The 21,470-nt window shown below is 72.3% G+C and carries 17 protein-coding genes and 1 pseudogene; 9 read left to right on the plus strand and 9 right to left on the minus strand.

Annotation, left to right across the window (positions count from 1 at the left end; translation table 11 throughout):
• Positions 1 to 3: 3 nt before the first annotated feature.
• The 4 genes from ACWDX6_RS18730 to rsmH form a co-directional block, all read right to left on the minus strand.
• Positions 4 to 1,653, minus strand: a complete 1,650-nt coding sequence (locus ACWDX6_RS18730) for a UDP-N-acetylmuramoyl-L-alanyl-D-glutamate--2,6-diaminopimelate ligase (protein WP_451486000.1) — start codon at positions 1,651 to 1,653, stop codon at positions 4 to 6.
• A gap of 16 nt (positions 1,654 to 1,669) precedes the next feature.
• A complete protein-coding gene (locus ACWDX6_RS18735) occupies positions 1,670 to 3,634 on the minus strand; it encodes a peptidoglycan D,D-transpeptidase FtsI family protein (RefSeq protein WP_451486001.1) in 1,965 nt (654 codons plus the stop codon).
• A 5-nt stretch (positions 3,635 to 3,639) separates the two neighbouring features.
• Positions 3,640 to 4,194 carry an FtsB family cell division protein gene (locus tag ACWDX6_RS18740; protein WP_451486056.1) on the minus strand — a complete coding sequence of 185 codons (555 nt, stop codon included), beginning with the start codon at positions 4,192 to 4,194 and terminating at the stop codon, positions 3,640 to 3,642.
• 85 nt (positions 4,195 to 4,279) lie between these two features.
• The gene (rsmH, locus tag ACWDX6_RS18745) at positions 4,280 to 5,236 is read right to left on the minus strand and encodes a 16S rRNA (cytosine(1402)-N(4))-methyltransferase RsmH (protein WP_451486002.1); all 957 of its coding nucleotides are present in this window, start codon (positions 5,234 to 5,236) and stop codon (positions 4,280 to 4,282) included.
• Between the two features lie 319 nt (positions 5,237 to 5,555).
• On the opposite strand from rsmH, the gene ACWDX6_RS18750 reads away from it, so the two are divergent.
• From ACWDX6_RS18750 to ACWDX6_RS18765, 4 genes are all read left to right on the plus strand, one after another.
• On the plus strand, positions 5,556 to 6,095 hold the full coding sequence (locus ACWDX6_RS18750; protein ID WP_451486003.1) for a beta-class carbonic anhydrase: 540 nt from the start codon (positions 5,556 to 5,558) through the stop codon (positions 6,093 to 6,095).
• 167 nt (positions 6,096 to 6,262) lie between these two features.
• The gene (locus ACWDX6_RS18755) at positions 6,263 to 7,309 is read left to right on the plus strand and encodes an AAA family ATPase (protein WP_451486004.1); all 1,047 of its coding nucleotides are present in this window, start codon (positions 6,263 to 6,265) and stop codon (positions 7,307 to 7,309) included.
• Entirely contained in the window at positions 7,309 to 8,682 is a 1,374-nt protein-coding gene (locus tag ACWDX6_RS18760; protein WP_451486005.1) for a DUF58 domain-containing protein, read from the plus strand. Before ACWDX6_RS18755 ends, ACWDX6_RS18760 begins: the two co-directional genes overlap by 1 nt.
• On the plus strand, positions 8,679 to 11,099 hold the full coding sequence (locus tag ACWDX6_RS18765) for a transglutaminase TgpA family protein (RefSeq protein WP_451486006.1): 2,421 nt from the start codon (positions 8,679 to 8,681) through the stop codon (positions 11,097 to 11,099). The genes ACWDX6_RS18760 and ACWDX6_RS18765 overlap by 4 nt, the downstream gene beginning before the upstream one ends.
• 214 nt (positions 11,100 to 11,313) lie before the next feature.
• Here ACWDX6_RS18765 and ACWDX6_RS18770 read toward each other — a convergent pair whose 3' ends face one another.
• From ACWDX6_RS18770 to ACWDX6_RS18780, 3 genes are all read right to left on the minus strand, one after another.
• Entirely contained in the window at positions 11,314 to 11,721 is a 408-nt protein-coding gene (locus tag ACWDX6_RS18770; RefSeq protein ID WP_451486007.1) for a DUF3040 domain-containing protein, read from the minus strand.
• A gap of 304 nt (positions 11,722 to 12,025) precedes the next feature.
• Positions 12,026 to 12,814 carry a methyltransferase gene (locus tag ACWDX6_RS18775; RefSeq protein ID WP_451486008.1) on the minus strand — a complete coding sequence of 263 codons (789 nt, stop codon included), beginning with the start codon at positions 12,812 to 12,814 and terminating at the stop codon, positions 12,026 to 12,028.
• Positions 12,815 to 12,881: 67 nt separating this feature from the next.
• Positions 12,882 to 13,439, minus strand: a complete 558-nt coding sequence (locus ACWDX6_RS18780) for an SAV_6107 family HEPN domain-containing protein (RefSeq protein WP_451486009.1) — start codon at positions 13,437 to 13,439, stop codon at positions 12,882 to 12,884.
• A gap of 165 nt (positions 13,440 to 13,604) precedes the next feature.
• Between ACWDX6_RS18780 and ACWDX6_RS18785 the strand changes: the two genes are divergently transcribed.
• The 4 genes from ACWDX6_RS18785 to ACWDX6_RS18800 all read left to right on the plus strand — a co-directional run bounded on the left by ACWDX6_RS18785 (position 13,605) and on the right by ACWDX6_RS18800 (position 17,792).
• Positions 13,605 to 14,492: an ATP-binding cassette domain-containing protein gene (locus ACWDX6_RS18785; protein WP_451486010.1), complete on the plus strand. Its 888-nt coding sequence runs from the start codon at positions 13,605 to 13,607 to the stop codon at positions 14,490 to 14,492.
• Entirely contained in the window at positions 14,464 to 16,551 is a 2,088-nt protein-coding gene (locus tag ACWDX6_RS18790) for a YhgE/Pip family protein (RefSeq protein ID WP_451486011.1), read from the plus strand. Before ACWDX6_RS18785 ends, ACWDX6_RS18790 begins: the two co-directional genes overlap by 29 nt.
• A gap of 43 nt (positions 16,552 to 16,594) precedes the next feature.
• A complete protein-coding gene (locus ACWDX6_RS18795; RefSeq protein WP_356888929.1) occupies positions 16,595 to 17,203 on the plus strand; it encodes a TetR/AcrR family transcriptional regulator in 609 nt (202 codons plus the stop codon).
• A gap of 76 nt (positions 17,204 to 17,279) precedes the next feature.
• Positions 17,280 to 17,792, plus strand: a complete 513-nt coding sequence (locus tag ACWDX6_RS18800; protein WP_451486012.1) for a DinB family protein — start codon at positions 17,280 to 17,282, stop codon at positions 17,790 to 17,792.
• Between the two features lie 10 nt (positions 17,793 to 17,802).
• Here the strand turns inward: ACWDX6_RS18800 and ACWDX6_RS18805 are convergent.
• Positions 17,803 to 18,818 (minus strand): annotated as a pseudogene (locus ACWDX6_RS18805) (helix-turn-helix domain-containing protein).
• A gap of 400 nt (positions 18,819 to 19,218) precedes the next feature.
• Here ACWDX6_RS18805 and ACWDX6_RS18810 point away from each other — a divergent pair.
• Positions 19,219 to 20,652, plus strand: coding sequence for a phytoene desaturase family protein (locus ACWDX6_RS18810; RefSeq protein ID WP_451486013.1), 1,434 nt, complete (start codon positions 19,219 to 19,221; stop codon positions 20,650 to 20,652).
• A 3-nt stretch (positions 20,653 to 20,655) separates the two neighbouring features.
• Here the strand turns inward: ACWDX6_RS18810 and ACWDX6_RS18815 are convergent, their stop codons facing one another.
• Entirely contained in the window at positions 20,656 to 21,465 is an 810-nt protein-coding gene (locus ACWDX6_RS18815) for a hypothetical protein (protein WP_451486014.1), read from the minus strand.
• Positions 21,466 to 21,470: the final 5 nt, after the last annotated feature.

Here is a 21,470-nt window from a genome sequence, read left to right on the forward strand (position 1 = left end):
AACTTATCCCTGACTGTTCTTGAGGCTGCGTTCAATCGCTTCGCGCAGGACCTGGCGGTCGTCGAACGGGCGGACCACTCCTGCGATGTCCTGGCCCTGCTCGTGGCCCTTGCCCGCGATCAGGACGGTGTCGCCGGGCCGGGCGCGGGCGACGGCCGCGGCGATGGCGGCGGCCCGGTCCTCGAAGACGGCGACCTCGCCGCGTTCGTGCGCCGGCACCTCCGCGGCGCCCGCCAGCATCGCGGCGAGGATGGCGAGGGGGTCCTCGGAGCGGGGGTTGTCGGAGGTCAGTACGGCGGTGTCGGCGAGGCGCGCCGCGGCGGCGCCCATCGGGCCGCGCTTGGTGGTGTCCCGGTCGCCGCCGCAGCCGATCACGATGTGGAGGCTGCCCTCGGTGACCTTGCGCAGGGAGCGCAGGACCGATTCGACGGCGTCCGTCTTGTGCGCGTAGTCGACGACCGCGAGGTACGGCTGGCCGGCGTCGACGCGCTCCAGACGGCCGGGGACACCGGGGACCGCGGCGACGCCGTCGGCGACGGTCTGCGGGTCGAGCCCGGCGACGGCGAGGGTGACGATCGCGGCGAGGGTGTTGGCGACGTTGAACGGGCCGGGCAGCGGGGCGGTGGCGGACACGCGCTCGCCCTGGGGCCCCACGACGGTGAACGTCGAGCCGTGGGAGCCGATCTCGACGCCCTCGGCGCGCCAGTCGGCGTCCGGGTCGCCCTCGGCGGAGAAGGTGACGACCGGGACGGACGCCTCCTTGGCGAGCCTGCGGCCGTACGGATCGTCGTAGTTCACGACGCCCTGCCTGCTGCGCTCCGGGGTGAACAGCCTCGCCTTGGCCCCGAAGTAGTCCTCCATGTCGGAGTGGAACTCCATGTGCTCCGGGCTGAGGTTGTTGAAGACGGCGACGTCGAAGACGCAGCCGTCGACCCGGCCGAGCACGAGGGCGTGGGAGGAGACCTCCATGGCGACCGACTCGACCCCGCGCTCGCGCATGACGGCGAACAGGGCCTGCAGGTCGGTGGCTTCCGGGGTCGTACGCTCCGACTTGATGCGCTCGTCGCCGATCCGCATCTCGACCGTGCCGATGAGGCCGGTCCGGTGTCCGGCCGCGCGCAGTCCGCCCTCGACGAGGTAGGCCGTGGTGGTCTTGCCGGAGGTGCCGGTGATGCCGATCTGGAGCAGGTCGGCGCCGGGTCGGCCGTAGATCTCGGCGGCGAGTTCGCCCATGCGGCCGCGCGGGTCGTCGACGACCAGGACCGGCAGGCCGGTCGCGGCGGCGCGTTCGGCCCCGGACGGGTCGGTGAGGATCGCGGCGGCGCCGAGTCCGGCGGCCTGGCCGGCGAAGTCGGCGCCGTGGAGCCGGGCGCCGGGCAGGGCCGCGTACACGTCCCCGGGGCGCACCGCCCGTGAGTCGTGGGTGATCCCCGAGACGTCTCCGGTACCGGGAGTCTCGATGCCGAGCCGGGCGGCCAGGTCGCCCAGGGGTGTCGGGCGGGCCTGCTCCGGCCGGGGCGGGGCGGTTCGGTACTGATCAGCGTGTGGCACGGCGGTGAGCGTACCGGGCGCACCGGGTGCGGGGCTAAATGAGACCCGGGCGTCGTCGGAGTTCGATTTCCGGTTCCCGGAATCGGGGGTGATCGTTGTCACTGGTGCTCCCGAAGTGTCACTCACTGGCCTGGAAGGTCACCGGCATCCGCGCGGGCCGGCTGCCCGTCGGAGCGACATGGAGTGTCTTGAGGGCGAACTCCATGACCTTCTTGTAGATGGGACCGCAGATCTGCCCGCCGAAGTAGTCGCCCTTGGTGGGGTTCTGGATGGCGCAGTAGACGGTGATCTGCGGGTCGTCGGCGGGCGCGAAGCCCGCGAAGGAGGCGGTGTAGCCCTTGTAGCGGCCGAGTTCGGGGTCGACACGGTTGGCGGTTCCGGTCTTGCCCGCGACGCGGTAGCCGGGGATACGGGCCTTGGTGCCGGTGCCCTCCTCGTCACCGACCACGGATTCGAGCATCTGCGCGAGCGTCCTGGCGGTCTTCTCGCTGACCACCCGGGTCTGCTTCGGCGCGGGCGCCGGGGTGAACCGCCCGTCCGGCCCCTTGGTGCCGCGGATCAGGGTCGGCTCGATCCGTACGCCTCCGTTGGCGATGGTCGAGTAGACCGAGGCGGCCTGCATGGCGTTGATCGACAGGCCCTGGCCGAACGGGATCGTGTACTGCTGCGAGGTCGACCAGTTCTGGGGTTTGGCGAGGATGCCGGGGGTCTCTCCCGGGTAGCCGAGCCCGGTGGGGCTGCCGACGCCGAACTTGCGCAGGTACGAGTAGAGGACCTGGTTGGCCTCGGCCTGGGTGCGGCCGAGCTGGCCGGTGGCGAGGATCGTCCCGATGTTGCTCGACTTGGCGAGGACGCCGTTGAGCGTGAGGTACCAGGTCGGGTGGTTGACGTCGTCCTTGAAGAGCCGGTCGCCGCGGTGCAGCCGGTTGGGGACGGTGACATGGGTGCCGGGGGTGGCGACGCCCTCCTCCAGGACGGCGGCCATCGACATCACCTTGCTGGTGGAGCCGGGTTCGAAGGCGTCCTGGAGGGCCGCGTTGCCCATGGCGGCGGCGTTGGCCTCGGACAGGTCGTTGGGGTCGAATCCGGGGGCGTTGGCCATCGCGAGGACCTCGCCGGTCCGGGTGTTCTGCACGATGACGTAGCCGCGGTCGGCGCTGGACTTCGCCACCTGTTCGGTGATGGCGCGCTGGGCGGCCCACTGGATGTCCCGGTCGATGGTCAGCTCGATGTCGGAGCCGGGTACGGCCGGGGTGCCCTGGGAGCCCGCGGTGGGCACCCGGCGCCCGCCGGACTGGGCGAACCTGATCTTTCCGTCCTGGCCCGCCAGCTCCTTGTCGAGCATGGACTCCAGACCGCCGGCGCCGCGGCCCTCGGCGTTCACGTAGCCCAGTATCCCGGCGGCGAGTTCACCGTTGGGGTAGACGCGCTTGGTGCTGGGCTCGCTGAGGATGCCGCCGAGCAGATTGACGCCGTTGCCGCCCTCGGTCCGCTTGGCCTTCTTCTCGTAGACCTTCTTGAGGTCCTTGATCTGCTTCCAGACCTGCGGGGTCTGCTTGCGGGCGAGCAGGGTGTAGCGGGACTTGGGGGTGCGGAGCTTCTTGGCGATCTCGGCCGCGTCCTTGCCGAGGAGCGGGGCCAGGAGCGCGGCGGCCTGCTCGGGGGCGTCGCGGACCTTGGACTCCTCGGGCGTGAAGAGCTTGGGGTCGGCGGTGATGTCGTACGCGTCGACGCTGGCCGCCAGCGCGATCCCGGCGCGGTCGGTGATCTCCCCCCGGTCCGCCGAGAGCGTGTACTCCTGATAGCGGTGCTTCTCCGCCTTGGCGGCGTACGCGCTGGCGTCGACGGCCTGCACCTGGAGCAGCCGGACGACGAACGCCAGCATGACGAGGGTCAGGCCGAGGGAGACGAGCCGCAGCCGTGGTTTGGGGCTGCCGAGCCGGATGGTGCGCGGCTTGGGCCGGGCGGGGGGCCGGGAAGAGCGGCGCGGGGCGGGACCGGCCGGGCGGCCCGCGGCGGGCCGGGGGCGTGCGGGCCGGGCGGGGCCGGGGACGCGGCGGCGCGGGGGCTCCTTGGAGGGCACTTGGGTCACCTGCCGGAGGTCGTCGGGGCGGGCGCGGTCGTCTCGGGCGTGTCGGGGGCCGTTCCCGGGGTGCTTCCGGGCGGGTCCACCGGGGCGGGGCCGGTGGGGGCGGGAGCGAACGCGCCGGGCGGCGGGACGCCGGTCGCGGCGGCGCTGCCCGCCCCGTCGGCCGAGAGCTCCGGAGGGAAGACGGCCGGAGGCTCCGGGGGCGGCACGGACGCGGTGGGGGCCGGGTCGGGCTGGGGCGCGGACGCCTTCGAGGGCTTGCCCCGGACCGTGCCGTCCGGTTCCAGGAAGGCGGGGCTGCCGCCCGGGACCATGCCGAGCTCCCGGGCCCGCCGCTCCAGCGCGTCGGGCGCGGAGTAGTCGTCCACGTCCCGCTGGAGGGCCTGCTCCTCGTCGGTCAGCTCGGTGGTCTTCTTCTTCAGCTCGCTGAGCTTGAAGGAGCCCTGGTTGAGGGAGGAGTTCAGAAGCAGCAGCGTGATGAGGCCGCCGCCGAGCAGGAGCACGACGAGCAGGACGAAGGGGGTACGGGCGGCGGTGCTGGGCCCCGACGGCATGAAGCGTCCGAGCCTCGCGGCCCGCCCCTTGAGCGGCCCCGTCCGTGTCACGTCCGCTCGCCTTCGTTCGCCTGGCGTGCCCGGCTCACCGCTCGTCCTCCCGGATGCGCTCCGCCCCCCTGAGCCGGGCCGGGGCCGCGCGGCGGTTCTCCGCGATCTCCTCCTCGGTGGGGAGTTCGGCACCGCGCGTGAGGAGCTTGAGGCGGGGCTGGTAGCGCTCGGGGACGACGGGCAGGCCGGGCGGTGCCGTGGTCGCCGCACCCGCCGCGAAGACCTGCTTGACCAGCCGGTCCTCCAGCGAGTGGTACGACAGGACCGCGATCCGGCCGCCGACCGCGAGCGTCTTCACGGCCGCCGGGATCGCCCGCTCCAGGACCGTCAGCTCGCCGTTGACCTCGATGCGCAGGGCCTGGAAGGTGCGCTTGGCCGGATTGCCGCCGGTGCGCTTCGCCGCCTGCGGGAGGGCGTCCCGGATCAGCTCGACCAGCCGGGCGCTGTTGGTGAACGGCTCCTTCTCGCGCTCGCGCACGATCGCGGAGACGATCCGCTTGGCCTGCTTCTCCTCGCCGTACGCCCGCAGGATGCGGACCAGCTCGCCCGCCGGGTAGGTGTTGAGGACCTCGGCGGCGCTGACCCCGGTCGTCTGGTCCATCCGCATGTCGAGCGGGGCGTCCTGCGCGTAGGCGAAGCCGCGGTCGGCCTCGTCGAGCTGCATGGAGGAGACGCCCAGGTCGAAGAGGATGCCGTCCGCCTTGGGGATGCCGAGCCGGTCGAGGACCTCGGGCAGCTCGTCGTACACGGCGTGCACGAGGGTGGCGCGCTCCCCGTACGGGGCGAGGCGCTCGCCGGAGAGCCGCAGCGCCTCCTTGTCCCGGTCGAGGGCGACGAGCCGCGCCTCGGGGAAGCGCTGGAGCAGGGCTTCGCTGTGGCCGCCCAGGCCGAGGGTGCAGTCGACGACCACCGCACCGGGGCGTTCCAGGGCCGGGGCCAACATGTCCAGGCACCGCTGGAGCATCACCGGGACGTGTCGGTCGTTGCTCAATGCGCCCTCTCAGATCCGGCGCGGCCGGGACGTGTCACCGGGTCACCGGGCCCTACCGCCGCACACGCGGGGGAGAAACTGCTGATATCGCTCAATGTCTCCGTGAACTTCGCGCCACTTTAGTCCACGGGCCCCGCCGGTCAATCAACCGGCTGGCGCGTCGCGCGCGGGACCGGACGGAGCGGGGTGGTCTGGAGGGTTCACCCGTACGGGCCTGGTGTTCTCACTCCTGTGGGTTACCTCACAACAAGGTTCATTGACGTTCTTTGTCCCGACTCACAGCGGGCCGGGACCCCCTGTGACCGTTACCGTCGATGCCATGTCGACCTCTGCGCACACCTCTGCCGACGCGATTCGCAACGCCGGCACGGTCACGGACCGTCTCGTCGAGGCCAACGAGCGATACGCCGCCGAGTTCACCGACCCGGGCATGGACGCGCGGCCCGTCCTGAACGTGGCCGTCGTGGCCTGTATGGACGCCCGCCTCGACCTGCACGCCGCGCTGGGCCTCCAGCTGGGCGACTGCCACACCATCCGCAACGCCGGCGGCGTGGTCACCGACGACGTGATCCGCTCCCTCACGATCAGCCAGCGCGCGCTCGGCACGCGCAGCGTGGTCCTGATCCACCACACGGGCTGCGGTCTGGAGTCGCTGACGGAGGACTTCCGGCACGACCTGGAGATGGAGGTCGGGCAGCGGCCGGCCTGGGCGGTCGAGGCGTTCCGTGACGTCGAGCAGGACGTCCGGCAGTCGATGCAGCGGGTGCGGACCTCGCCGTTCCTGCTGCACACCGACGACGTCCGGGGCTTCGTCTTCGACGTCACGACCGGTCTTCTTCGCGAGATCGACCCCGCTTAATCCGGCAAACCCCGGCATAACGCCCGCACTTGTCCACAGGCAAGTGACACCGGGCGCCACAGGCAACAACAATGCTCGCGTGACACCTTTCGGAAACCCTCCGGGACGGGTGTACGTGTTTCGGGGTGGGCCGCGCATCGGCCCTGGAGCGGGCCGAGGAGGGCCGGGTGACGACCTATGACGATCGAGCGAGCCTCGCAGATCTGACCACCACAGCGGAGCGTGTCCGCCGGTCGGTGGAGGGTGTGATCGAGGGCAAGCCTGAGGTCGTACGGCTTTCGCTGACCGTGCTGCTCGCCGAGGGACATCTTCTGATCGAGGATGTGCCCGGCGTCGGCAAGACGATGCTGGCCAAGACGCTGGCACGGTCCATCGACTGTTCGGTGCGCCGTATCCAGTTCACGCCCGACCTGCTGCCGTCGGACATCACGGGTGTGTCGATCTTCGACCAGCAGCGGCGTGACTTCGAGTTCAAGCCGGGCGCGATCTTCGCCCAGATAGTGATCGGCGACGAGATCAACCGGGCCTCGCCGAAGACCCAGTCCGCCCTCCTGGAGTCCATGGAGGAGCGGCAGGTCACGGTCGACGGGCACACCTACGAGCTGCCGAGCCCGTTCATGGTGGTCGCCACCCAGAACCCGGTGGAGATGGAGGGCACCTACCCCCTCCCCGAGGCCCAGCGCGACCGCTTCATGGCCCGCGTCTCGATCGGCTATCCCAGCCCCGAGGCCGAGCTCCAGATGCTGGACGTGCACGGCTCGGTCTCCCCGCTGGACGACCTCCAGCCCGTCGCGCACGCCCACGACATCGTGAAGCTGATCGACGCGGTGCGCTCGGTCCACGTCGCCGACGCCGTCCGCCGGTACGCCGTGGACATCGTCGCCGCGACCCGTACCCATCCGGATCTGAGGCTCGGCGCGTCCCCGCGCGCGACCCTCCACCTGCTCCGCGCCGCCAAGGCGTCCGCCGCGCTCAGCGGCCGGGAGTACGTCCTGCCCGACGACCTCCAGGCGCTGGCCGTGCCCGTCCTCGCCCACCGGCTCATGCCCACCGCGCAGGCCCAGCTCAACCGGCGGACGCCCGAGCAGGTCGTCCTGGACATCCTCCAGCGCACGCCCGTGCCCGCCACGGCCCCGCCCGTCGCACCGCCGGCCGTAGCCCCGCCGGCCGGCCCGCTCTACGGCCAGCAGCAGCCCGGCATCCGGCAGCTGTGATGACGACCGCTGCCGCACCGGAGGGGCAGCGGGGTGGCGACCGGAGCGGCCGGCCGAGCGACGAGCGGGGCGGTCCACGGGCCGCCCTGAGCGGGCTCACCACCCGCGGCCGCTCCTTCCTCGCCGCCGGTGTCGCCGCCGCCGTCTGCGCCTACGTCCTCGGACAGGGCGATCTGCTGCGCGTCGGGCTGCTGCTCGCCGTGCTGCCGCTGGTCTGCGCCGCCGCCCTGTACCGCACCCGCTACCAGGTCGCCGGCAGCCGGCGGCTCGCCCCGCACCGGGTGACCGTCGGTTCCGAGGCCCGCGTCCATCTGCGCATGGAGAACGTCTCGCGGCTGCCCACCGGCCTGCTGATGCTCCAGGACCACGTTCCGTACGTGCTGGGGCCGCGGCCCCGGTTCGTCCTGGACCGGGTCGAGGCGGGCGGACGGCGCGAGGTGTCGTACCGGGTCCGCTCGGACCTGCGCGGCCGGTTCCCGCTCGGGCCGCTCCAGCTCCGGCTGAGCGACCCCTTCGGCATGTGCGAGCTGACCCGCTCCTTCAGCGCGTACGACACCCTCACCGTCGTCCCCAGGACCGAACCGCTGCCGCCGGTGAAACTGGCCGGCGAGGCGGCCGGGTACGGCGACGGGCGGCAGCGCTCGCTGGCGCTGGCCGGGGACGACGACATCATCCCCCGCACGTACCGCCACGGCGACGACCTGCGCCGGGTCCACTGGCGCTCCACCGCACGCTACGGCGAGCTGATGGTCCGCCGGGAGGAGCAGCCGCAGCGGGCCCGCTGCACGGTGCTGCTCGACACCCGCGGGATCGCCTTCCAGGGCGCCGGCCCCGACTCGGCCTTCGAGTGGGCCGTCTCGGGCGCCGCCTCGGCCCTGGGGCACATGCTGGAACGGGGCTACGCGGTGCGGCTGCTCACCGACACCGGCAGCGCGGTGCCGGGCGAGGGCACCGAGGGCTTCGCCGGTTCGTCGCAGGACTCGGCCGCGGCGGCCGGTCTGATGATGGACACCCTCGCCGTCGTCGACCACTCCGAGGGGGCAGGTCTCTCGCGCGCGTACGACGTGCTGCGCGGCGGCAACGAAGGCCTGCTGATCGCGTTCCTCGGCGACATCGACGAGGAACAGGCCGCCCTGGCCGCCCGCATGCGGCAGCGCAGCGGCGCGGCCGTCGCGTTCGTCCTGGACAGCGACAGCTGGCTGACCGGCGGCGCGGTGAGCGGCAAGACCGACGAGCGGCTGCGGCAGTTGCGTGAGGCCGGCTGGACGGCGCTGGCCGTGCCCCCGGGGGCCCGGCTCGCCGACCTGTGGCGGCAGGCCGGCGGGCTGCCGGTGGACAGCCCCGCGGGTGACACCTTGGGAGGACGGTCATGAGCGGTCGCGGGCGGCTGACGCTCGGCTCGTACGCCGCCACGCTGATGGCGGCGGGCGCACTGCTTCCGCTGGTGCGGCCGGCGACATGGATCTTCACGGCGGCGATCCTGCTCGCGGTGCAGAGCGGGGTCGGTGTGTTCACCCGGCGGGTACCGCTGGCCCGGCCCCTGACGGTCACGGCCCAGGCCGTCGTGACCCTCCTGGCGGTGACCCTGGTCTTCGCCTCCGGGCACGCGCTGCTCGGCTTCCTGCCCGGGCCGCAGGCCTTCGCGCACTTCGCCGCGCTGTTCGAGGCGGGGGCCGCCGACATCGGTCGGTACGCCATCCCGGCGCCGGACACCGAGGGCATCCGGCTGATGGTGGTCGGTGGCGTGCTGGTGATCGGTCTGCTGGTGGACGCGCTCGCGGTGACCTTCCGCAGCGCCGCCGCCTCCGGTCTGCCGCTCCTCGCGCTGTACTCGGTGGCCGCGGGGCTCTCCGACGGCGGCGCGAGCCGGCTGTGGTTCCTGCTGGCGGCCTCCGGCTATCTGGTGCTCCTTCTTGCGGAGGGCCGTGACCGGCTCTCGCAGTGGGGGCGGGTGTTCGGCGGCGTGCCGCGCACGGGAGGCCGGGGCGCCGGCGGCGCCGACCGCGGGCAGGTCCTCGCCCCGGTGCGGACCGGCAGGCGGATCGGCGTGCTCGCCATGGGCATCGCGCTGGTGGTGCCGGCGGCGCTGCCCGCGCTCAGCGGCGGACTGTTCGACGGTCCGGGCGATGGCTCGGGCACGGGCGGCAAGGGCGGCACGATCTCGGCGGTCAACCCGCTGGTCTCGCTCCAGGACAACCTCCGCCAGCCCGAGGACCGCGAGGTGCTCCGCTACCGGACCAACGCGCCCGACGTCAACGGCATGTATCTGCGCCTGGTGGCGCTCGACCAGTTCGACGGCACCTCCTGGAAGTCCTCGGTCCGCCCGATCCAGGACGTGCCGGACCGGCTGCCGCGCCCGGACGGGCTCGGCGAGGAGGTCCGTTCGACCGAGGTGACGGGCAACTTCGTGGCCTCCACGACGTACGAGCAGAAGTGGCTGCCGATGCCCTACCCGGCGGCCAGGGTCGACATCGACGGCCGCTGGCGGTACGAGCCGGCCGGGCGGATGCTCGTGGGCGACGACCGGCAGACCACCCGGGGCGCGCGGTACACGGTGACGAGCCTGGACGTGCAGCCGACGGCCGGGCAGCTGGCCGCGGCCTCGCCGGCGCCGGCCAAGCTCCTGTCGGAGTACACCCGGGTCCCCAGCTCGCTGCCGGCCGATGTGAGGTCGACGGCGCTGGCGGTCACCAGCGGCGCGCACAACGACTACGAGCGGGCCGTCAAGCTTCAGGACTGGTTCACCCTCGACGGCGGTTTCCGCTACGACGTCGAGGTCGAATCGGGGACGGGCGTGCAGGCGATCTCGCGCTTCCTGAAGCAGAAGGAGGGCTTCTGCGTCCACTTCTCCTTCTCCATGGCGGCGATGGCCCGGGTGCTGGGCATCCCGGCCAGGGTCGCGGTCGGTTTCATGCCGGGCTCCGCGCAGTCCGACGGCACGATGTCGGTGGGCATACGCGACGCGCACGCCTGGCCGGAGCTGTACTTCGAGGGAGCGGGGTGGATCCGGTTCGAGCCGACGCCGACGCGCGGCTCCACGCCGGAGTACACCCGGCAGCAGGCCCCGGCGGGTACGCCGACCGGATCGGCCCGGCCGGAGGTCAGCGCCTCCGCGCTGCCGTCGGTGACGCCGAGCGCCTCGGACAGCTGCCCGGCGCAGCTGCGCCGCCTCGGCGAGTGCGGCCCCGAGGCGGCGGCGGGGGGTGACACGTCCGGCGGTGGCGGCGTGGACCTCCTGAAGGTGTTCCTGTGGTGCCTGGGCGTGGCGGTGGTGCTTCTGCTGCCGCTGTCACCTCTGCTGTGGCGTACGCGGGTACGGACTCTGCGGCTCGGCTCCACGGGCCGCACCGCCGAGCACGCGTCGGCCCGGACCCTGGCGGTCTGGCAGGAGATCAACGACACGGCCTGGGACCACGGGGTGGTGCCGAACGAGTCGATGACGCCCCGGAAGGCGGCGGCGCGGATCGTCCGCCTGGGCAGGTTGGAGGGCGAGCCTGCGAACGCGGTGCACCGGGTCGCGCGCGCGGTGGAGCAGGTGCTCTATGCCCCGCACCCGCGCCCGGCCACGGGTCTGGCGGAGGAGGTCGCGCTGGTCAGGGCGGGCTTCCACACGGTGTCGGGCCGCCGGTCCAGGCTGCGGGCGCTGCTCGCGCCGCGCTCGGCCGTCCGCGTGCTGTGGGCGGCTTCGGCCCGCTGGTCGGTGGTGACGGACCGCTGGTCGGCGTGGCGGGGCGACGTGACCGCCCGCGCGGCGGCGACGCTCCAGCGGGTCGCGCGCCAGCGGGGCTGACGGTCTGCCGGGGGTCATGGGGGCCGGTCCCCAGGACCCCCGGACGGCCGGTCTCTCGGGCCCCTGTTGGTTCTGGGCGGGCCAGGGAGCGGGACGGGTGGGCCCATGAGGGGCACCACGACAACGACGAGCCCCGCGAGGCTCGGGCACCTGGAAGGTGCCGGCCCGCGGGGCTCGGGGTCGTGTGGGGGGCCGTGCCCCCGCTAGGGCGCCGTCAGTGGCCGCCGCCCTGTTCGTCGCGGCGGCGCTGCCACCGTTCTTCGATCCGGTTCATCATCGAGCGACGCTGACGCGCTTGTCGGGGCTGACGGCCGCCGGCCGCTCCACCCGCCGCCTGCTGTTCGCCCGGCTTGGGCGCCTTACGCCATCCGGTGACCGCCAGGACCGCGCAGCCCAGCATGACGAGGAACCCCACCACGCTGATCCAGATCTGCTGAGCGACCATTCCGGCCATGAGGAGCGCGATACCCACCAGGAAGCCGGCGACTGCCTGGTAGACCCGTCGCCGGGTGTACGTACGCAGTCCGCTTCCCTCGAGCGCTGTCGCGAACTTGGGATCTTCGGCGTACAGCGCTCGCTCCATCTGCTCGAGCATTCGCTGCTCGTGCTCCGAGAGCGGCACGGAGTCCTCCTAGTCGTCGGTCGCGGGGGCGACCGGTTTGCGGCCCTTTCAGGATAGGCAGGGAATCGCCCCCGTGAAACCCGCCCTCAACGCCTAATCGCCATTCCGGGCCGCCATGCGGTTCGGTTGCTGAGGCGTTGATTCCCCAGCGCCCTGCCTGTCATGCCGGATGGTGTCCCCCGATCATACGGGGCGAAGCCTTCGACCGGGGGGTCTGTGGCGTACTCCATGTGCGGCTGCGTCGCTGATCAGCACGGTGCGCGCGACCGGGAGCCCCCGGCGGGCCCGCACCGCGGTGCGGGCGTCAGGCGCGCTTGTCGCCCAGCACGTGCAGCTGGGTGGCGATGGCGTGGAACGACGGCAGTTCGGCGGCGGCCGCCTCCAGCTTCAGCAGGGCCTCCGCGGCGCCGGGCTCGGTGTCGACCAGGACCCCGGGGACCAGGTCGGCGAAGACCCGGACGCCGTGCACGGCGCCGACGTCCAGACCGGCCTGGTCGGCCAGTCCGGTGAGCTGGTCCGCGGTGAAGCGCCGGGGCATCGGGTCGCCGTCGCCCCAGCGGCCCGCCGGGTCGCTCAGGGCGGTGCGGGCCTCGGTGAAGTGACCGGCGAGGGCGCGGGCGAGGACGGCGCCGCCGACGCCCGCGGCGAGCAGGCTGAGGGCGCCGCCGGAGCGCAGTGCGGCGACCGCGTTGCGTACGCCCTCGGCCGGGTCGTCGACGTACTCCAGGACGCCGTGGCAGAGCACCACGTCGTAGCCCTCGCGTCCGACGACGTCGAACAGGCCGTGGATGTCGCCCTGGACGCCTTCCACCCGGTCGGCCACGCCGGCCTCGGCGACGCGGCGCTCCAGCGCGAACAGGGCGTTCGGGCTGGGGTCGACGACCGTGACCCGGTGGCCGAGGCGGGCCACCGGCACGGCGAAGTTGCCGGAGCCGCCGCCGGTGTCCAGGACGTCGAGGCTGTCCTTGCCGCTCGCCTTGGCCCGGCGGTCGAGGGCGTCCTTGAGGACGTCCCAGACGACGGCGGTGCGAAGGGAGGCGCGCGACGGGCGCGACGACGCCTCTCGACCGAAGACAGGGGAAGGGTCCGACACGGCTGCTGACTCCTCGGTGACAGGTACGAACACCCCCCACCCTATGGCCTCGTGCGCCGCCCGCCGATCACTTCGCGGCGTCGCCCGCACCGGGCTGGCGGGGCAGCACCGGCTGGAGGGCGAGCATCCGCTCGACCAGGCGCAGGAACATGGCGGCGGCCCTGATCAGGTCGTCGGCGTCGCGCCGGCTCGCCGCACCGGCGATGCCCGCCTCCGCCCGCGCCCGCCGCTCGGCGCCGGAGGCGAACAGGGCGCTCCACTCGGTGAGCTCGGGCGCTATCTCGGGGAGCACGTCCCAGGTGCTGCGTATGCGCTGCCGTTTGCGCGGATGGGTCTCGGGCCTGCCCCGGGCGGCGAGCACGGCCGCGGCGGTGCGCAGGGCGGCGAGGTGGGCGGTGGCGTACCGCTCGTTGGGCACGTCGTACGCGGCCGCCTCGTCCAGGCCGGCGTGGGCCTTGGCGAGCAGGTCGAGGGCGGCGGGCGGGGCCGTGGTGCGGCGCAGGACGGGATGGACGTCGGACGGGGGTCCGACCAGTGCGGGGGCGGGGCGGCCTCCCCCATGGCCTTCGGCATGGGAGGAACCGCTGCGGCGCCGGGGCGCGGCTGCCGCGGAGGAGCTGACCATGACGAGCCTCCTGTCGTCGTGTGACGGCGCTGTGGCCGTATGTATCCATCGTGGACGCCCCCACTGACAATCGCTCTGACCTGCGCTTTTGCCTGAACTACCGGTTCAGCGCTAAGTTTTTGCACTGACCGGTCAGTTCAAATGGGGAGAGTGGGGGTGGGATCCGTGGAAGCGAACCCCGCGGAGCCGCACGGCGCCGCCGTCGTCGCGGACGGATTCGGGCTGAAGGGACCGCGCGGCTGGGCCTTCCGCGACGTCGGCTTCCGGGCCGGACCTGGCTCGCTGGTCGCGATCGAGGGGCCGTCCGGCTCGGGCCGCACCTGCCTGCTGCTCGCCCTCACCGGCCGGATGAAGCCGCACGAGGGACACGCCGAGGTCGCCGGGTTCCGGCTGCCCCGCAAGATGGCCGCCGTCCGGCGGATCAGCGCCCTGGGCCCGGTTCCCGGGGTCAGCGACCTCGACCCGGCCTTCACCGTCGCCGAGCACCTGCGTGAGCGTGCCCTGCTCCAGCGCCGCTACGACGGCTCCGTCCGGGCCCTGCTCCGCCCGCCCGCCGAGCGGGCCGCCGCCTCCAGGGCCAGGACCGAGCGGGCCCTGACGGCCGCCGGGCTCGACCTGGACGCGCTGCCGAAGGCCGGGCGGACCTCCGTACGGGATCTGGAACGGCTGGAGGCGCTGCGCCTCTCCCTCGCCCTCGCGCTGATCGGACGGCCCCGGCTGCTCGCCCTGGACGACGCGGACCTCAAGCTCTCGGGCGCCGACCGGGCCGAGGCCTGGGCGCTGCTGCGGTCGATCGCCGACGCGGGCACCACCGTCCTCGCCGTGTGCAGCGAGGCGCCTGACGACGCCCTGAGGGTCTCCACGACACCGCGCGCGGCCGAGGCGGTGCCCACCGCCGGGGAAGACACGTCCGGGTCGGCCGGGCCGGGAGCGGACGGAACCGAAGCGGACACCGCCGGGGAAGAGACCACCGGCGAGGACGAGACCACCGCCGAGGAAGACACCAACGAGGAGGGGACGGCCGATGCGCTCGCCGAAACTCGCCGCGCTTGAGCTCAAGCGGTTCGGCAGGGGAAAGCTGCCCCGGGCCGCGCTCGTCGCGATCCTGCTGCTGCCGCTGCTCTACGGCGCGCTGTACCTGTGGTCCTTCTGGGACCCGTACAGCCGGCTCGACCGGATACCCGTCGCGCTCGTCAACGAGGACCGGGGCGCCACGGCCGCCGGAAAGAAGATCAACGCTGGTGAGGACATCACCGAGGGACTGCGCGAGAGCAAGGTCTTCGAGTGGCACGAGGTGAGCGACGCCGAGGCCCGCGAGGGCGTGGAGGACGGCACGTACTACCTCTCGCTGACCATGCCCGGCGACTTCAGCAGCCGGATCGCCTCCAGCTCCGGTGACGCCCCCGAGACGGGTGCCCTGAAGGTCCGTACGAACGACGCCAACAACTACATCGTCGGGCAGATCTCCCGAACGGTGTTCTCCGAGGTCCGCACCGCGGCCTCCACCAAGTCCTCCCGCTCCTTCCTGGACCGGATCTTCATCTCCTTCTCCGACATCCACGACGCGACCGAGAAGGCCGCCAAGGGCGCCGGACAGCTCAAGGACGGCGCGGACAGGGCGAAGAAGGGCTCCAAGAACCTGGCCGACGGGCTGACGAACGCCAAGAAGGGCAGCGGCGACCTGGCCTCCGGGCTGAAGAAGCTCGACAAGGGCGCGGCCGAGCTGGAGACCGGTTCCCGGCAGGTCGCCGACGGCACCCAGGCCTTGGCCGACAAGGTCAACGGCAAGGCGTCGAAGCTCCGCCCGTACCTGAAGAACAACGGCAAGACGATCGGTGACACGGCCCGCCTGGTGGCCGACTCCGCGCAGGCCGTCCGCCACGACCTGGACGACCTCGTCAGGCGCGCCCCCGTGGCCCGCAGCGCCGCGCACGTCGCCGACGACAAGCTCGAAGCGCTCCACCGCAAGGAGTGCGTGGACAACCCGCTGCCGGACCCCACGACCTGCCCGACGCTCAAGGAGGCCAAGGTCACGGCCGACGACGTGGCGAAGATCGCGGACGACCTGCACGAACTGACCAAGGACAACACCGGGGATCTGAAGAAGCTCGACGGGCAGCTCGCCACCCTGCAGAAGCAGGCCGAGGACCTCGAGAAGGCCGCGCCGAACCTCGAGGAGGACCTCGAAGGCGCCGTCAAGAAGATCAACAAGCTCAACACCGGCGCCCAGAAGGTCGCCAAGGGCGCCGACGAGCTGCACACCGGCCTGACCTCCGCGAAGTCCGGGTCCACCAGGCTCGACACGGGTGTCGGCAAGCTCAAGAAGGGCGCCGGCGACCTCGACGGCGGTCTGTACAAGCTGGTCGACGGGTCCGGCGAGCTGGCCACCGGACTCAGCGACGGCGTCACCAAGATCCCGGACTACGACAAGGACGACCGCGACCGCCGTACGGAGGTCATGGCCGACCCGGTCGAGCTCGCCTCCCAGTCGCTGCACAAGGCGCCCAACTACGGCACCGGTTTCGCCCCCTACTTCATCCCGCTCTCCCTCTGGGTCGGCGCGATGGTGGCGTACATGCTGATCCAGCCGCTCAACCGGCGCGCCCTCGCCGCCGGCGCCTCCGCCTGGCGCATCGCGCTGGCCGGCTGGCTGCCGGTCGCGGCGATCGGGCTGCTCCAGGTCGCGGCGCTGATGTCCGTGCTGCACTGGGGGCTCGGCCTGCAGATGGCCAGGGCCGCCGGGACGGTCAGCTTCCTCGCCCTGGTGACCTGCTGCTTCGCCGCGATCATCCAGTGGCTCAACGCTCGCTTCGGGGCGGCGGGGCGGATCCTGGTCCTCGCCGTGCTGATGCTCCAGCTGACCTCGGCGGGCGGCACGTATCCCGTCCAGACCAGTCCGGGCTTCTTCAACGCCATCCATCCCTTCCTGCCGATGAGCTACGTCGTCGAGGCGCTGCGGCGGCTGATCACGGGCGGTGGGATCGGGCCGGTCTGGCAGGCGGTCGCGGTGCTGACCGCGTTCACGGTGGGCGCGCTGGCGCTGACCGCCGTCTCCGCCCGGCAGAAGCAGGTGTGGACGCTGGACCGGCTCCACCCCGAACTGTCCTTGTGAGACCGTCCCTGTGACATCCGCCGGACCTGTGAGAATCGAGCCCATGGACAGCAGCAGCACCAGACGCCAGGCCACGCGCGCGAAGCTCTACGAGGCCGCCGTCACCCTCATCGCCGAGCAGGGCTTCTCGGCGACGACGGTGGACGAGATCGCGGAGCGCGCGGGCGTCGCGAAGGGCACGGTCTACTACAACTTCAAGAGCAAGACCGAGCTCTTCGAGGAGCTGCTGCGGCACGGCGTCGGACTGCTCACCGCGTCCCTGCGGGACGCGGCCGACGGCACGGCGGAGCGGGGCGGCAGCCGGGTCGAGGCGCTGGACGCGATGATCCGGGCCGGTCTGGTCTTCATCGACCGCTATCCGGCCTTCACCCAGCTGTACGTCGCCGAGCTCTGGCGGACGAACCGGGCCTGGAACGAGACTCTCCTGGTGGTCCGTCAGCAGGCGGTCGCGGTCGTGGAGGACGTCCTGCGCGGGGGTGTCGAGGCCGGTGAGCTGAGCGAGGAGATCGACATCCCGCTGACGGCGGCGGCGCTGGTCGGGATGGTCCTGGTGGCCGCCCTCGACTGGCAGGCGTTCCAGCGTGAGCGCTCGATCGACGACGTCCACAGCGCCCTCTCGCGGCTGCTGCACGGGCGCGTGAGCGGCCGCTAGTGCCGCATCGGGCAACGTTGGCCCCGTTGTGAGGTCCTGCCTGCCGACGGATTCGGCCGCTGGCGATAATCGACCGGTGGCCATCATCGAACGCCCTATGCCGCCCCTGAACGTCGACGAGCGCACCACGCTCGAAAGCTGGCTCGACTTCCATCGCACCACCCTCGCCATGAAGTGCGAGGGCCTGGACGATGAGAAGGCCGCCGTCGCATCCGTGCCGCCGTCCGACTTCACACTGACCGGCCTCGTCCAGCACATGGCGGAGGTGGAGCGGAACTGGTTCCGCCGAGTGTTCGCCGGAGAACAGGCCCCGCCCATCTACGACCCGCAGGCTGACCCCGATGGCCCCGACGGCGGCTTCGAGCTGGCCGAGGGCGCCACCCTGCGCGACGCTCTGGCCACCTGGCACGCGGAGATCGCCCGCGCCCGCGAGCACTGCGCCGACCGCGCTCTGACCGACACCGGCCGCTTCATGGAGCAGGACGTCAGCCTCCGCTGGATCTACGTCCACATGATCGAGGAGTACGCCCGCCACAACGGCCACGCCGACCTGCTCCGGGAACGCATCGACGGCACCACTGGCGTATAGCGCTTCCGGATCAGGCAGTGTCGGCCCGGTCGGCGACGGCGCGTAGGTCCCGGTCGTCGGCGTGGCGGTTTCGCCAGATGACGTAGCGGCGGATCATGCTGCCCTGTTCCTTGTGGTCAGCGTGGTCCGTGCCGTCGAGCGTGAAGTAGCGCAGGGCCGTGAACTGGGCCTCGATCCGGTTCAGCCAGGAGGAGTTCGTCGGGGTGTAGGCGACTTCGACGTTGTTCGCCGCCGCCCAGGTGCCGACCCGCTGGCACTTCTTTGTGGTCAGGTGTGGGGAGAAATTGTCACAGACGATGGCGATCCGCACTTCCGTTGGGTAGAGCGTGCGAAGGTAGCGGCAGGACTCCAGGAATTGAGTGCGCTTCTTGACCGGTTTGATGTGGCCGTAGAGCTTGTGCTTGGCCAGGTCCAGGGCGGCGAACAGGTGCCGTACTCCGCCGTATCGTTGGTAGGTCGCCCTTTCGGGCTCGCCCTCCTCGGGTATGACCTCGCTGTCGGCGATTGCGTAAAGGAGCTCGACGCCGGCCTTCTTGGCCGCGTAGTCGGGGTCGCGGGAGGTTTTCCAGATCTCCAGGCGTTGAAAGGAGACGCCCTCCTCGCGGAGCAGGATGCGCAGGCCCTCGTGGCTGATGTCGTCGACCACCCCCTCGGCGACCAGGAAGTCCGCCAGCTTGGTCAGGCTCCAGGTGGAGAACGGCAGGTCGTGCTCGGTCGGCTTGGACTTCGCTATCTTCTTGATCTCGCGGCGCTCGGGTAGCGTGAAAGTCCTGGCCGGCCGCCCTTGTACTACGGGTACAGCGAGTCGAAGCCGTCGACATTGAAGTTGTGGATCACGTCCCGGACCCGGTCGGCGCTGGTGAACGACACCTCAGCGATCTTCGCTACCGGCATGCCCTGTGCGGACAGCAGCACCATCTGGGCCCGCCGCCAGGTCACCACCGATCCGGTGCCCCTGCGGATGATCCGCAGCAGTCGTTTGCCCTCGGCATCGTCGATTTCACGCACACGTACTCGTTCTGCCACCCACACAGAATGACGGTCACGCGTCGCTCAGAACGGGGCGAACGTTGCCTGATGCGGCACTAGCACCCGCCGGTCCGGCCCCGGGGCCACCAGGCTCCCGGGGTCGGCAACTCCCCGGACGGAGAAAGACGCCGGTCCGGCGAGGCTCGATCCCCCCGAGCCTCGCCGGACCGGCGATCTTTCCGTACCCCCGTGGCACTCCCCCGTGCCCCCGTGCACCCCCGTTCCGGATGGTGCACGGCCCCGATCCGCCGCCCCGTGTCGGCGGTTGCGGAGCCGCGCCCCTTCCGTGGTCCCCACTCTCTCGTCCGCGCAGGTCAAAACCCATCCGTGCATCTACTCATCTCCTCGCCTGAGTACGGATACTCAGCTGTCCGCGCCGGCGGATAAAGTCCCTGGCATGGCACGGATTGTGGTGATCGGCGCCGGCATGGGCGCCATGGCGGCGGCCGCCCGGCTGGCCGTGGCGGGCCACCGGGTGACGGTGTACGAACGCACGGGGACCTACGGCGGCGCGGTGCGCCGCCTCGAGCGCGACGGGTTCGGCTTCGACACGGGTCCGGGGCTGCTGCATCTGCCCGCCGTCTACCGCGATCTGTTCGTCAAGACCGGCAGGGAGCCGCTGGAGGACCTCGTCGAACTGACGCAGGTCGACCCGGCGAGCCGCCATGTCTTCGCCGACGGCACGAGGGTCGACCTTCCGAACGCCTCCCGCGCGGGCACGGTCTCCGCCCTCGACGCGGCGCTGGGCTCCGGCGCGGGAGAGCGCTGGGGCGACTTCATGGTCCGGGCCCGCGAGGCCTGGGACCGCACCCGGCGCCCGCTCCTGGAGGAGCCTCAGCCGGGGGAACCGGCCGCCCTGGGCCGCGAGCCCTACCCGGCCCTGAAGACGGGGTTCCTGCGCCGCCCCACGACCACGCTCGCCGGGATCGGCGCACGGGAGCTGCGCGATCCCCGGCTCGCCGCGCTCCTCGACTCGTACGCGACGGCGTACGGCTTCGATCCCGCCACCGCCCCGGCGGCGGCCGCCGTCCTGCCGTACATGGAGCAGACGTTCGGCAGCTGGTACGTGCGGGGCGGCATCCGGGCGCTCGCGGACGCGGTGTACGAGCGGTGCCTGAAGCGCCGGGTGGAGTTCGTCTTCGACGCGCGCGTCGAAGAGGTGCTGGAGAAGGACGGCCGGGCGAGCGGGATCCGGCTGGAGGGCGGCGAGTCCGTCGAGGCGGACCATGTGGTCTCGGGCGCGCCCGTGCCCGCTCTCCACCGCGACCACATCGTCGCGTGGGACCGCCAGGACGACCTGCCGCACCACCAGCTCCCCGGCACCGGCCGGGTGACCGTCTGTCTGGCCCTGCGCGGGTCCCGGGAGGCCGACGCCGTGCACCGCACCGTCGTTCACGCGGCCGGGGACCGGCCCACCGTGACGGTGCTGCGGCCCGGCGATCCGGCCCTGCGACCCGACGACGGCCATGAGTCGGTGACCGTCACCGCGACGGTGACCACCTCACCGGAGCAGGACTGGCGGGCGGTCGCGGCGCATATGGTCACCCAGGCCGAGGCGGCCGTCCCCCGGCTCCGTGAGCGGCTCCTGTGGCAGGAGGTCCGCACCCCGGACGACACCCTGCGGGAGACGGGAGCCCGTGAGGTCCCCGGCCCCGCGCTCGCCGGTGGCGGCGGCCGGTTCCTGCCCGCGGCCAACCGCTTCCCGCTCCCCGGTCTGTACGTCGCGGGAGGCTGGGCCCACCCCGGTGGGGGGCTCCCCCACGCCGGGATGTCGGGCGCGCTCGTGGCCGGACTGATCGTCGAGGGCGCGGACTTCCGCGGCTCGCAGTAGGCGCTAGTAGCGGTACTGCTGGTCGTTGCCGTTGCCGTAGTACTCCTGGTCCTGCGGCTCGGCGGGCTGTTCGCCGTCCCGCTGCTGCGGCACCCAGACGCCGCCGGGCGGCGTGTCGTAGGTGTAGGAGGGCGCGTAGGGGTCGACGTAGGGCTGCCGGCCGGGCGTGCCGTAGTCGTACGAGGTGTACTGCTGGCCGTCGGTGCCCGGGCCGATGTACGGGTCGGAGTAGGCGGCGTACTGCTGCTGCGCGCTGCCGTAGTCGTAGGCGGGCTGTTCGTACGCGGGCTGTTCGTGGCCCGGCGTCGCGTACGGGTCGTAGCCCGCGCCGTAGGCGGCCTGCGCCTCGGGTTGGGCTGCCGCGTGGTCGTACGCGGGGGTGTAGACGCCGTACTGGCCCGTCTCGTCGGGCATCGGCTGGGGTGCGTAGACGGCGGTGGTCTCGGCGGCCGCGGGCTCGGGGTCCACCGGTTCGTAGGAGACCTCGGTGACCTCCAGGGTGGGACCCGCGGTCCCGGCCGGTGCGGCGGCGGACCTGCGGCGGCGGCTCGCGCCGGGCCTGCCGCCGAGCGCCCAGCCGGTGGAGAAGCCGCGGCGGAAGGAGAGCGTCACATAGGTCTGTCCGACGGCGAAGGCCACCGCCCCGGCGATGATCACCGGGACGGAGGGCAGCAGGACGCCGAGGACGACGCCCAGGAAGCCGCAGAAGGCGAGCACGCGCCAGCGCAGCCGTGCCTTGTACTGCAGCAGTACCTCACCCAGCAGCCACAACGCGACGACACCGAACGCGATGTAGAGGACCGTCCACCCCATGCCCG

The organism is Streptomyces sp. NPDC003027, assembly GCF_053591435.1.